The sequence below is a fragment of the Dryocola boscaweniae genome (assembly GCF_025215095.1).
Lineage (GTDB): Bacteria > Pseudomonadota > Gammaproteobacteria > Enterobacterales > Enterobacteriaceae > Dryocola > Dryocola boscaweniae.
The window spans coordinates 305,595-318,036 of record NZ_JALHAP010000078.1 but is presented as its reverse complement, the minus strand read 5'-3'; the positions used below and the strand labels follow the sequence as shown (position 1 = coordinate 318,036).

Here is a 12,442-nt window from a genome sequence, read left to right as displayed (position 1 = left end):
GTCGTAGCGTGAAACGAGATCAAGAGCCTGTCCAATATGCATAAAAAAATCCGGAAACGGGTGAGCATTTCCGGATTCTTACACAGCCACAGGATCGGTCAACCGATCCTTAACTGATCGGCATTACTCCCGCAGGAGCCATTTTTATATCGACAGCAATTATGCTACGTCTTCGTTGTACTGCGGCACCGGGTTACGGAAGCTACGAGTGACGCAGGCCAGGTAAATCAGGCCCACTGCACCCCACACCAGCCCAAGGATCATCGAGCTCTCTTCCAGGTTTATCCACAGCGCGCCAACGGTCAGAGCGCCGCACACCGGCAGAACCAGATAGTTGAAGTGGTCTTTCAGGGTCTTGTTGCGTTTTTCACGGATCCAGAACTGGGAGATAACTGACAGGTTCACAAAGGTGAATGCCACCAGGGCGCCAAAGTTAATCAGCGCAGTCGCAGTAACCAGGTCAAAGCGGATCGCCAGAAGCGCAATTGCCCCTACCAGCAGCACGTTCCATGCCGGAGTACGCCATTTCGGATGGATATAACCGAAGAAACGGGTCGGGAAGACGCCGTCACGGCCCATCACGTACATCAGACGAGAAACGCCCGCATGCGCCGCCATACCGGAAGCCAGAACGGTCACGCTGGAGAAAATCAGCACGCCCCACTGGAAGGTTTTGCCCGCTACATAGAGCATGATTTCCGGCTGGGATGCATCCGGCTCCTTAAAGCGAGAGATGTCCGGGAAGTACAGTTGCAGGAAATAAGATGCAACGATAAATACCATCCCGCCAATCAGCGCGGTCAGGAAGATGGCTTTTGGGATCACGCGCTCAGCGTCTTTGGTCTCTTCAGACAAGGAAGAGATACCGTCAAAACCGAGGAACGAGAAGCACAGGATTGTCGCGCCGGTAATCATCGGTACTACGTGCGCATCACCGGACCAGAATGGACGGCTGCTGGTCAGCGTACCTGCGCCTTCACCGTGGGAAACTCCATAAACAATCAGGCCAACAATTACCGCAACGATGCCCATCTGCAGCACCACAATCAGGGTGTTGAAGTTGGCCACGGTTTTAATGCTGCGCAGGTTAGAGATGGTCATAAAGGCCACCAGCGCAACAACGAACAGCCACGACGGCACGCCTGGCACCAGCGCTTCAAAGTAAATTTTTGCCAGCAGAATGTTGATCATCGGCATGAACAGGTAGTCCAGCAGCGATGACCAGCCAACCATAAACCCAACGGTAGGGTTGATTGCTTTCTGGGCGTAGGTATAGGCGGAACCCGCAGACGGGAAACGACGCACCAGCTTGCCATAGCTCAGCGCGGTGAACAGAATCGCCACCAGAGCAAAGGCATAAGCCGTCGGCACATGGCCATCGGTCATCCCGGAAACAATACCGAAAGTATCAAACAAGGTCATCGGCTGCATGTAGGCAAGGCCCATCATAACTACCGGAACCAGCGTCAGGGTCTTACGCAGACCTGGGCGGGTGTTTGCACCTGCGGTGACGTTAAGCGACATGGTCATTCCCCCAAACGGCGGATACATGCGCAAAAGCAAAAAACTGCCCCATCTTGTTTTCCTCGGCGACACGACTGTCGTTTTTTAAAAGCTAATATCTATCCGGTACGAAGCCCGGCCTCTTGGTTTTTTTGGCGGATGCCTGTTTAACTGCTTAGACTCAATGCAAAAAAATAACCGACGCGTTTAACGTCGGTTTTTTAATCTCATTTTGTGAGGCGCGTATTTTGCACCAATTCGAGGCAGGATGACAAGATGTTGAGGCCTTGATTAACAATTTCTTTTTCGGCGGTTAGCGGCACCAGGAATCTGATGACGTTTGCGCGTACTCCACAGGATAAAAGGACAAGCCCCTGACGGCCCGCCTCCTGCACCAGCGCGGCGGTAAGTTCCTTATCCGGGCGGTGGCTGTCGCGCCCTTCGACCAGTTCCATAGCAATCATCGCGCCGTATCCGCGCACATCGCCAATGCAGTCAAATCGCTCAGCCAGTTGATGCAATTTTGTGGTGATTTGCTCCCCTATCGCCTGAGCACGCAGGTTTAGCTGTTCTTTCTCAATGATATCGGTCACGGCCAGCGCCGCGGCGATGGCGACAGGCGACCCTGCGTAAGTGCCGCCAAGTCCGCCCGGCAGCGCTTTATCAAACAGTGATTTTTTTCCTACCAGCGCCGAAAGCGGGAAGCCGCCCGCCAGGCTTTTCGCCATGGTAATCAAATCCGGTTCGACTTCGCTGTGCTCAATAGCGAACGTTTTGCCCGTGCGGCAGAAGCCGCTCTGGATTTCATCAACTATCAGCACGATGCCGTGTTTGTCGCAAATGGAACGAAGCTGCTTCATAAACTGCGGCGAGGCGGCGTAAAAACCGCCTTCTCCCTGCACCGGCTCGATAATAATTGCGGCGACCTCGTCAGGCGAAACGTCGGCGGCGAAAATACCCGCCAGCGAGGCAAGCGCCTGGGTGTCCGTAACGCCAAGATAGGCGGCAGGATAAGGTGCGTGATAAATACCCGCCGGGAACGGGCCGTAACCTTTTTTATAAGGCTGCACTTTGCCGGTTAACGCCATGCCTAATAAAGTGCGCCCGTGAAATGCGCCGCGAAAAGCAATCACCGCCGAACGGCCGGTAGCTATTCGCGCGACTTTGATTGCGTTCTCAACCGCTTCTGCGCCGGTTGTAAGAAATAAAGTCTGGCAAGGTTCACTAATCGGGGCCAGTTTATTCAGGCGTTCAGCAAGCTCGATATAGTTGCCATAAGGCGTAACCTGGAAACAGGGATGGGTGAAATGGTCCAACTGTTGACGAACCGCTTCTATCACTGCCGGATGGTTATGTCCCGTATTCAGGACGGCGATACCTGACGCAAAATCAATGTAACGATTGCCTTCCACATCCCATAATTCAGCGTTCTTTGCTTTATCTATATAGACAGGCAGCAAATTACCCACTCCGTGAGGAACCGCCTGCTCACGCCGCGACTGCCATTGTTGATTGGTTTGCTTCATACGGACTCCTTGCGCACAAAAAACCTCTGCAAATTAAAGCAGGGGGGAAAATTTCAACGCGAAGACATATTCAGAAGAAATATCGATCCATTTTTAACAATAGATGTGGGGCCGGGGGTCTGCCACTCACCCGGAAGCATTATTTTTCGTCGTGCCGTAAACGGTGGCGATTTCTGGGCTGGCGACGATTTGTTCCCGCCACCACTCGCTGGCAAGCCCGGCGGTTTGCTCATTCCAGCCGATCCAGACAGGCACAAAAGGCACATGAGAAACGACCTGCTTCTCAACCAATACGCCGCTTTCGATGAAACGCTGGGCCATATAGCGCGGCATATAACCGCAGCCGATGCCGCTGATTTGCAGTTCAAGCTTGGTTTTGAAGTCAAATACGGTGATCGCTTCCTGATCTTCAAGAAGGTGCATCGCACGCGAGGGTTCAAGACGAGAGGTGTCACCGACAACGACCGCCCTGCTGCGTTTGATCATGCGTCGGGTTAGCGGTTCTTCCGCTTCTGCCAGCGGATGGTGAGGGGCGACAACAAAGACGATCTCCAGTTGCCCGAGCAACGTAAATCCAAATCCGCTCAGCGACGGGGGATCGCTCATCGCGCCGACAATAATATCCGCCCTCCCCTCGGTGAGCGCCTCCCACGATCCGCCCAGCACGCCGTTAATAAACTTCAGGCGCGTTACGCTGTAGCTTTTATAAAAGGCCTCGATAAGCGGCGTGAGCAATGAAAACGGGAAGGAATCATCCACGCCAATCACCAGCTCGTTTTCCCAGCCCTGATGAAGCTTAATCGCCTGCTGTTCCAGTTCGCGTACCGTATGCAGAACTTCGCGGCCTTTTTCCAGCAGAAGCTGGCCGGTTCGCGTAAAACGCGCCCGATGACCGGAGCGGTCGAGAATTTGGATATTGAGGTCGTTTTCGAGTTTTTGAACGGTGTAACTGAGCGCGGAGGGGGTTTTAAAGAGCTTTGTCGCTGCCGCAGCAAAGCTCCCTTCTTTATCGAGGGTATCAAGTATGATCAATACGTCCAGCAATGGTTTCAAACTCGCCCCCTGCGGTAACGAGCAATGCCACCCGCTGCGCTACTGCATGGGCATCACTAACGGATTTGGATACTGATATTCAAACCCCAGTTCATTGCAAATACGGCTGCCGTCCACAAGCTTGCCGTGCCCCGATTTTTCCTGCGCGCGAAACGTCGGCGCCGCCAGATTGAGCTGGCGCGCCATCTGGGAATAAAACTCTTCACGCGATGGATGAGCGGGCGCACATAAATTATAGATGTGTCCACCCTTAGGAGCCTGCAGCAGAAGCGTAATTGCGGAAATAACATCTTCAAGGTGAACCAGATTAACGCCATGACTGCCGTTGGCGACATCCGCTTTGCCGGCAAGAAAACGTCCCGGGTGGCGTTCCGGCCCCACCAGCCCCGCCAGACGCAGGATATCGACTGACGTGCCCGGCAAATCATGCAGCCACTGCTCCAGCTCTTTTAACACGCGTCCGCTGGCGGTAGCCGGGGCAAGCATTGAGCTCTCTTTCACCGTTCCCTCAACGTCCCCGTAAACGGAAGTCGAACTGGTAAAAATGATACGCGGAATTTGATGCGCCAGAGCGCTATCGACAATTTCCTGCACCGCCTGCAGATAAAAATCATCACCTTCGCCTGTCCGGCGAGCGGGAAGCGTAATGACAAGCGCGTCAACGTTTAATAGCGCATCCAGATCGTCGCTATCGCAAACCAGTTCCGGCGTCAGTTGCAGTTGATAACTATCGATACCGCACATGCGCGCCGCTTCAACGCCGTCGAGCGTAGTTTTGCTTCCTGTAACCTGCCAGCCTCGCGCTGATAATGACAGCGCAAGCGGCATGCCCAACCATCCTAACCCGACAATCGCAACCTTTTTCATGCCTTCTCTCCTGAGACGCAGCATTTTATGCTGCGCTGGTTTGACTCGCCTGTAATAAGGCTACGCCACGTTAAGCGAACTGACAATTAGCGTGCTCAAACAGAATATTAAACATGAGGGTAAAAAGCCCTTGCGCTCAACGCTGAATCTGGTTTACGTTAAAAGCACATCATGAATAAACATTCATACGAGAATTTTATGACACGCGTTCAAACTGCAAGCCACCATCATCACCATCATCCTGACTAGTCTTTCAGGCGATGTGTGCTGGAAGACGAAAAGATCTTCCAGAGGTGCATGAACGAGTGATGAAGCCCCCGGAAGATTTCTTTCGGGGGCTTTTTTTTGGACGACAGACAGGCATGACTAAGGGGCAACGACCAATGTTAGACAATAACCGTTTACGCATAGCTATTCAGAAATCCGGGCGACTTAGCGATGATTCACGCGAATTACTGGCCCGCTGCGGCATAAAAATCAATCTGCACACCCAGCGTTTAATTGCGCTGGCAGAAAATATGCCCATCGACATTCTGCGCGTGCGTGACGACGACATTCCCGGCCTGGTAATGGACGGCGTGGTAGATCTGGGCATCATTGGTGAAAACGTGCTGGAAGAAGAGTTGCTGACCCGCCGCGCGCAGGGCGAAGACCCGCGTTATTTCACCCTGCGTCGTCTGGATTTCGGCGGTTGTCGCTTCTCGCTGGCTGTTTCCGTAGACGATCCCTGGGATGGTCCTGCTTGCCTGAACAACAAGCGTATCGCAACGTCTTATCCTCACCTGCTAAAGCGCTATCTTGATGGTAAAGGCGTGCAGTTTAAATCCTGCCTGTTAAACGGTTCCGTTGAAGTTGCCCCACGCGCCGGTCTGGCTGACGCCATTTGCGACCTGGTTTCCACCGGCGCCACCCTTGAAGCAAACGGCCTGCGCGAAGTGGAAGTGATTTACCGCTCCAAAGCCTGCCTGATCCAGCGCGACGGCGAAATGCCGGAAGCCAAGCAGCAACTGATCGACAAATTAATGACCCGTATTCAGGGCGTGATTCAGGCGCGCGAATCTAAATACATTATGCTGCACGCGCCAAGCGAGCGCCTGGACGAGATAGTCGCTCTGCTGCCTGGCGCCGAACGCCCAACCATTCTGCCGCTGGCAGGCGATCAGCAGCGCGTGGCGATGCACATGGTGAGCAGCGAAACCCTGTTCTGGGAAACCATGGAAAAACTCAAAGCGCTGGGTGCAAGCTCCATTCTGGTGCTGCCAATTGAGAAGATGATGGAGTAAACCCATGTCGAACTTCAATACGCCAATTTTCTGGAATGACTGCGATAAAGCCGCGCAGGAACAGCTTCTGATGCGCCCGGCTATTTCCGCTTCAGAAAGCATCACGCGCACCGTGGCGGACATTCTGAATAACGTGAAAGCCAACGGCGATGCGGCTTTACGCGAGTACAGCGCCAAATTTGATAAAACTGAAGTGCAGCAGTTGAAGGTAACAGATCAAGAAATTGCCGCGGCGGTTGCCCGTCTTGGCACGGAAATTAAAGAGGCGATGGCGGTTGCCGTCGCCAATATCGAAAAATTCCATGTTGCGCAGCAGCTCGCACCGGTTGACGTAGAAACTATGCCGGGCGTGCGTTGCCAGCAGGTGACGCGTCCGGTTGCGTCAGTTGGTCTGTATATTCCCGGCGGCACTGCGCCGCTGTTTTCTACCGTGTTGATGCTTGCCACCCCGGCACGTATCGCTGGCTGTAAGAAAGTCGTGCTGTGCTCGCCGCCGCCGATTGCCGACGAAATCCTGTATGCAGCGCAGCTTTGTGGCGTGCAACAGGTGTTTCAGGTTGGCGGCGCGCAGGCCATTGCCGCGCTGGCGCTGGGCACCGAAAGCATTCCAAAAGTGGATAAAATTTTCGGTCCGGGCAACGCTTTTGTGACTGAAGCAAAACGGCAGGTCAGCCAGCGTCTTGACGGCGCGGCAATCGACATGCCGGCCGGCCCTTCCGAAGTGCTGGTGATTGCCGACAGCGGCGCTACGCCCGATTTCGTAGCATCCGATCTGCTTTCCCAGGCCGAACATGGCCCGGATTCGCAGGTGATCTTGCTCACGCCCGACGCCGAAATGGCACGGGCGGTAGCAGAAGCCGTCGAACGCCAGCTAGCCGCGCTGCCTCGCGCAGAAACAGCCCGCAAAGCGCTGGAAAGCAGCCGGCTGATTTTGGCGCGCGATCTGGCGCAATGCATTGAAATCTCCAACCAGTACGGCCCGGAGCACCTGATTATTCAGACCCGAAACGCCCGCGATCTGGTCGATAGCATTACCAGCGCTGGTTCAGTATTCCTCGGCGACTGGTCTCCGGAATCCGCTGGGGATTACGCATCCGGCACAAACCATGTCCTGCCGACTTACGGCTATACCTCAACGTGCTCAAGCCTTGGCCTGGCAGATTTCCAGAAGCGTATGACCGTGCAGGAGCTCTCACCGCAGGGCTTTGCAAGCCTTGCGAAAACCATTGAAACGCTGGCCGCCGCCGAGCTGCTGGATGCCCATAAAAACGCAGTTACCCTGCGCGTTGCGGCTCTCAACAGCAATAAAAAGGAGAAGATGCAATGAGCATTGAAGAGTTAGCCCGCGAAAACGTTCGCGCCCTGACCCCTTATCAGTCGGCCCGACGGCTGGGCGGCAGCGGCGATGTGTGGCTGAACGCCAACGAATATCCGACAGCCGTTGAGTATGAACTGACCCAGCAGTCGCTGAACCGTTATCCGGAATGCCAGCCTAAATTAGTTATCGAGCGCTACGCCGCCTATGCGGGTGTGAAACCGGAACAGGTGCTGGTGAGCCGCGGCGCCGACGAAGGCATCGAACTGCTCATTCGTGCCTTCTGCGAACCAGGCAAAGACGCCGTACTTTACTGCCCGCCAACCTATGGCATGTACACCGTCAGCGCGGAGTCTTTCGGCGTGGAATGCCGCACGGTGCAAACCCTGCAAAACTGGCAGCTCGATTTATCTGCTATCGCAGAAAAGCTTGACGGCGTAAAAGTGATTTACGTTTGCAGCCCGAACAATCCAACCGGGCAGATAATCAATCCTCAGGATTTCCGTGTTCTGCTGGAAATGGCGCGCGGCAAGGCTCTGGTTGTGGCAGACGAAGCTTATATCGAATTTTGTCCGCAGGCGACGCTTGTCGGCTGGCTTGAAGAGTATCCTCACCTTGTCGTGCTGCGTACGCTGTCTAAAGCGTTTGCCCTGGCTGGCCTGCGCTGTGGATTTACGCTGGCTAACGAAGAAGTTATCAACCTGCTGATGAAAGTGATCGCGCCTTATCCGCTGTCTACACCCGTCGCCGACATCGCCGCCCAGGCGTTAAGCACGCAGGGAATAAATGCAATGCGTGAGCGCGTGGCGGAAGTACTGGTTAACAGACAATATTTGATTAACGCCCTGAAAGATGTTGCCTGCGTTGAACAGGTTTTCGAATCGGAAACCAACTATGTGCTGGCAAGAATAACCGCCTCAAGCGCGGTGTTTAAATCTCTGTGGGATCAGGGCATTATCTTACGCGATCAGAATAAACAACCATCGTTAAGCGGCTGCCTGCGGATTACCGTTGGCACCCTTGAAGAATGCGAGCGCACCATTGCTGCGCTGCGCCAACAACCCGGCCTGACGGCCACGGAGGGCGTGTGAGCCAGAAAATCCTTTTTATCGACCGTGACGGCACCTTAATTTCCGAACCACCATCTGATTTTCAGGTGGATCGTATGGACAAACTCGCCTTTGAACCAGCGGTGATCCCCGCCCTGCTGCAATTACAAAAAGCAGGCTACAAATTAGTGATGATCACTAATCAGGATGGGCTGGGCACAGCAAGCTTCCCGCAGGCCGATTTTGACGGGCCGCACAACATGATGATGCAGATATTCACCTCACAGGGCGTGAATTTTGACGATGTGCTGATTTGCCCGCATTTACCGGCGGATGAATGCGACTGCCGCAAACCCAAACTTGCGATGGTAAAAGGCTATCTGGAAGAAGGCGTGCTGGATAAACCAAACAGCTACGTGATTGGCGACCGCGCCACCGATATCGAACTTGCGCAAAACATGGGTATTCAGGGGCTGCGCTACCACGGCGAATCCCTGAACTGGCCGATGATAAGCGACCGGCTCACCAAACGTGACCGTTATGCTCACGTTGAGCGCGCCACGAAAGAGACGCAGATTGACGTGCAGGTCTGGCTCGATCGCGAAGGCGGCAGCAAGATCAACACCGGCGTCGGTTTCTTTGACCACATGTTGGATCAGATAGCGACTCACGGCGGCTTCCGCATGGAAATCAGCGTGAAAGGCGATCTGTACATCGACGATCACCATACCGTTGAAGATACAGGCCTTGCGCTGGGCGAAGCGCTGAAAATCGCGCTGGGCGATAAACGCGGTATTACCCGCTTTGGTTTCACGCTGCCGATGGACGAATGTCTGGCGCGCTGCGCGCTGGATATCTCCGGCCGTCCGCATCTTGAATATAAAGCCGAATATAACTTCCAGCGCGTGGGCGATCTCAGCACTGAGATGGTTGAGCATTTCTTCCGTTCCCTGTCTTACACCATGGGCGTCACGCTGCACCTGAAAACCAAAGGCAAAAACGACCATCACCGCGTCGAGAGCCTTTTCAAGGTGTTTGGCCGCACGCTGCGCCAGGCGATTCGCGTTGAAGGCGACACGCTGCCCTCCTCAAAAGGAGTGTTGTGATGAACGTGGTGATTCTTGATACCGGCTGCGCCAATCTGCTATCGGTAAAATCATCGATTAAGCGCCTGGGTTATGACCCGGTAGTAAGTCGCGATGCGGATGTAGTGCTGCGCGCAGACAAACTCTTTTTGCCCGGCGTCGGCACAGCGCAGGCGGCGATGGACCAGATCCGCGAACGCAATTTGATCGAACTGATTCAGGCTTGTACGCAGCCGGTGCTGGGTATTTGTCTCGGCATGCAGATTCTTGGCAGCCACAGCGACGAAAACCAGGGCGTCAAAACGCTCGGCATTATTGACGAACCTGTCCTGAAAATGACCGACCATGGCCTGCCGTTGCCGCATATGGGCTGGAACCGCGTTTATCCAAAGGCGGGCGATCGCCTGTTCCGTGATATCGAAGACGGCTCATATTTCTACTTCGTGCATAGCTACGCAATGCCGGTATGCGCCAGCACAATCGCGCAGGCAAGTTACGGCGAACCGTTCACTGCGGCCGTGCAAAAAGACAACTTCTATGGCGTGCAATTTCACCCTGAACGTTCAGGTAGCGCCGGAGCAAAACTGCTTAAGAATTTCCTGGAGATGTAAGCACGATGATTATTCCCGCTCTCGATTTAATTGACGGCAAAGTGGTGCGTCTCCATCAGGGAGATTACAGCCAGCAGCGTGATTACGGTAGCGATCCGCTGCCTCGCCTGCAGGATTATCAGGCGCAAGGCGCAGAGGTGCTGCATCTGGTTGACCTAACCGGTGCAAAAGATCCGGCAAAACGTCAGATACCTCTGATCAAAGCATTGGTCGCTGGTGTGACGATACCGGTTCAGGTTGGCGGCGGGGTTCGCACTGAAGAGGACGTTGCGGCCTTGCTGGAAGCAGGCGTTGCACGCGTGGTGGTTGGCTCAACGGCGGTAAAATCTCCTGAAGTTGTGAAAGGCTGGTTTACCCGGTTCGGTGCGGACGCTTTGGTGCTGGCGCTGGACGTGCGAATTGATGAGCAAGGCAACAAACAGGTTGCTGTAAGCGGCTGGCAGGAGAATTCCGGCGTTTCACTCGAAGAACTGGTGGAAACTTATCTGCCGGTGGGGCTAAAACACGTGCTCTGCACGGATATTTCCCGGGATGGAACGCTCGCAGGCTCTAACGTATCTCTTTATGAAGAGGTCTGCGCGCGCTATCCGCAGATCGCGTTTCAGTCCTCCGGCGGAATTGGCGACATTAATGATATTGCAGCCCTGCGGGGCACGGGGGTGCGCGGCGTGATCGTCGGACGTGCTTTACTGGAAGGAAAATTCAACGTAGCGGAGGCGATCTCATGCTGGCAAAACGGATAATTCCCTGCCTGGACGTACGTGACGGACAGGTTGTAAAAGGCGTGCAGTTTCGCAACCACGAAATTATCGGCGACATCGTTCCTCTCGCCCAGCGCTACGCGCAGGAAGGCGCAGACGAGCTGGTATTTTACGATATCACCGCCTCGAGCGATGGCCGTGTTGTGGATAAAAGCTGGGTTTCACGCGTGGCGGAAGTTATCGACATTCCTTTCTGCGTTGCGGGTGGGATCAAATCTGCTGACGATGCGGCAAAAATTTTGTCGTTTGGCGCGGACAAAATTTCCATCAACTCCCCTGCTCTGGCCGATCCCGAACTCATTACCCGCCTGGCGGATCGCTTTGGCGTGCAGTGCATTGTGGTGGGGATTGATACCTGGTTTGACAGCGAAACAGGCAAATATCACGTTAATCAGTATACCGGCGATGAAAACCGTACGCGGGTAACACAATGGGAAACTCTGGACTGGGTGCAGGAAGTGCAAAAACGCGGCGCCGGGGAAATCGTACTTAATATGATGAACCAGGACGGCGTGCGTAACGGTTATGACCTGGAACAATTGCGCAAAGTGCGTGAGGTTTGTCATGTACCGCTGATTGCTTCTGGTGGCGCGGGGACTATGGAGCATTTCCTGGAGGCCTTCCGTGTCGCAGACGTTGATGGTGCGCTGGCAGCTTCCGTGTTCCATAAACAGATTATTAATATTGGTGAGCTGAAAAATTATCTGGCTCGGCAAGGTGTGGAGATAAGAGTGTGTTAACACAACAGCAACGAGCCCAACTGGACTGGGTAAAAACCAATGACCTGATACCGGTCATCGTACAACATGCCGTATCAGGCGAAGTGTTGATGCTGGGATATATGAATCCCGAAGCTTTGGCGCAGACAGAACAGAGCGGCAAGGTTACCTTCTACTCGCGTACCAAACAGCGCCTGTGGACGAAGGGCGAAACCTCCGGCAATTTCCTGAATGTAGTCAGCATCACGCCTGATTGCGACAACGACACCCTGCTGGTGCTGGCAAATCCGATTGGCCCGACCTGCCACCTCGGTAACTCAAGCTGCTTCGCTCCAGCCAAACATAGCTGGCATTTCTTATTTGAGCTGGAAGAGCTGCTGGCATCGCGCAAAACTGCCGATCCGGAAAGTTCGTACACCGCAAAATTGTACGCCAGCGGCACCAAGCGCATCGCGCAGAAAGTGGGTGAAGAAGGCGTTGAAACCGCGCTGGCAGCGACGGTAAACGATCGCCATGAGTTGACTAATGAGGCATCGGATTTGATGTATCACCTGCTGGTGCTACTGCAGGATCAGGATTTAGATTTGAGCGCAGTGATCGAGAATTTGCGTAAGCGGCATAAGTGATTTTGTCCGGATGTGAAAAAGGCCGCTGATGCGGCCTTTTTGTT

Annotated in this window: 14 protein-coding genes and 1 other annotated feature; of the genes, 9 read left to right on the top strand and 5 right to left on the bottom strand. The window is 54.2% G+C overall.

Going from position 1 to position 12,442, the window contains the following annotated elements:
• Positions 1-159 precede the first annotated feature (159 nt).
• The 5 genes from MUA00_RS12510 to MUA00_RS12495 all read right to left on the bottom strand — a co-directional run bounded on the left by MUA00_RS12510 (position 160) and on the right by MUA00_RS12495 (position 4,949).
• A complete protein-coding gene (locus MUA00_RS12510; RefSeq protein WP_271123365.1) occupies positions 160-1,524 on the bottom strand; it encodes an APC family permease in 1,365 nt (454 codons plus the stop codon).
• Complete coding sequence (gene yoeI, locus MUA00_RS21325; protein WP_367597394.1) at positions 1,514-1,576, bottom strand: membrane protein YoeI; 63 nt, start codon at positions 1,574-1,576, stop codon at positions 1,514-1,516. Before yoeI ends, MUA00_RS12510 begins: the two co-directional genes overlap by 11 nt.
• A 154-nt stretch (positions 1,577-1,730) precedes the next feature.
• Positions 1,731-3,029 (bottom strand): 4-aminobutyrate--2-oxoglutarate transaminase, encoded by a 1,299-nt coding sequence (gene gabT / locus MUA00_RS12505; protein WP_271123364.1) that lies wholly within the window; start codon positions 3,027-3,029, stop codon positions 1,731-1,733.
• Between the two features lie 126 nt (positions 3,030-3,155).
• Complete coding sequence (locus MUA00_RS12500; RefSeq protein ID WP_271123363.1) at positions 3,156-4,082, bottom strand: LysR substrate-binding domain-containing protein; 927 nt, start codon at positions 4,080-4,082, stop codon at positions 3,156-3,158.
• Positions 4,083-4,121: 39 nt separating this feature from the next.
• Positions 4,122-4,949 (bottom strand): SDR family oxidoreductase, encoded by an 828-nt coding sequence (locus MUA00_RS12495; protein WP_271123362.1) that lies wholly within the window; start codon positions 4,947-4,949, stop codon positions 4,122-4,124.
• Positions 4,950-5,147: 198 nt separating this feature from the next.
• Between MUA00_RS12495 and hisL the strand changes: the two genes are divergently transcribed.
• The 9 genes from hisL to hisIE all read left to right on the top strand — a co-directional run bounded on the left by hisL (position 5,148) and on the right by hisIE (position 12,398).
• The gene (hisL, locus tag MUA00_RS12490; protein WP_202304721.1) at positions 5,148-5,198 is read left to right on the top strand and encodes a his operon leader peptide; all 51 of its coding nucleotides are present in this window, start codon (positions 5,148-5,150) and stop codon (positions 5,196-5,198) included.
• Positions 5,174-5,296, top strand: a sequence feature (His leader region). Its footprint overlaps the gene before it by 25 nt.
• Before the next feature lie 36 nt (positions 5,297-5,332).
• A complete protein-coding gene (gene hisG, locus MUA00_RS12485; RefSeq protein ID WP_271123361.1) occupies positions 5,333-6,232 on the top strand; it encodes an ATP phosphoribosyltransferase in 900 nt (299 codons plus the stop codon).
• A 4-nt stretch (positions 6,233-6,236) separates the two neighbouring features.
• Entirely contained in the window at positions 6,237-7,559 is a 1,323-nt protein-coding gene (gene hisD, locus MUA00_RS12480; protein WP_271123360.1) for a histidinol dehydrogenase, read from the top strand.
• Positions 7,556-8,638, top strand: coding sequence for a histidinol-phosphate transaminase (hisC, locus tag MUA00_RS12475; protein WP_271123359.1), 1,083 nt, complete (start codon positions 7,556-7,558; stop codon positions 8,636-8,638). Before hisD ends, hisC begins: the two co-directional genes overlap by 4 nt.
• Positions 8,635-9,702 (top strand): bifunctional histidinol-phosphatase/imidazoleglycerol-phosphate dehydratase HisB, encoded by a 1,068-nt coding sequence (gene hisB / locus MUA00_RS12470; RefSeq protein WP_271123358.1) that lies wholly within the window; start codon positions 8,635-8,637, stop codon positions 9,700-9,702. The genes hisC and hisB overlap by 4 nt, the downstream gene beginning before the upstream one ends.
• Positions 9,702-10,292 carry an imidazole glycerol phosphate synthase subunit HisH gene (hisH, locus tag MUA00_RS12465; RefSeq protein ID WP_271123357.1) on the top strand — a complete coding sequence of 197 codons (591 nt, stop codon included), beginning with the start codon at positions 9,702-9,704 and terminating at the stop codon, positions 10,290-10,292. Before hisB ends, hisH begins: the two co-directional genes overlap by 1 nt.
• Before the next feature lie 5 nt (positions 10,293-10,297).
• Positions 10,298-11,035, top strand: coding sequence for a 1-(5-phosphoribosyl)-5-[(5-phosphoribosylamino)methylideneamino]imidazole-4-carboxamide isomerase (gene hisA, locus MUA00_RS12460; RefSeq protein ID WP_271123356.1), 738 nt, complete (start codon positions 10,298-10,300; stop codon positions 11,033-11,035).
• A complete protein-coding gene (gene hisF, locus MUA00_RS12455) occupies positions 11,017-11,793 on the top strand; it encodes an imidazole glycerol phosphate synthase subunit HisF (protein WP_271123355.1) in 777 nt (258 codons plus the stop codon). The genes hisA and hisF overlap by 19 nt, the downstream gene beginning before the upstream one ends.
• Positions 11,787-12,398 (top strand): bifunctional phosphoribosyl-AMP cyclohydrolase/phosphoribosyl-ATP diphosphatase HisIE, encoded by a 612-nt coding sequence (gene hisIE / locus MUA00_RS12450; RefSeq protein ID WP_271123354.1) that lies wholly within the window; start codon positions 11,787-11,789, stop codon positions 12,396-12,398. The genes hisF and hisIE overlap by 7 nt, the downstream gene beginning before the upstream one ends.
• The last annotated feature ends 44 nt before the right edge of the window (positions 12,399-12,442 follow it).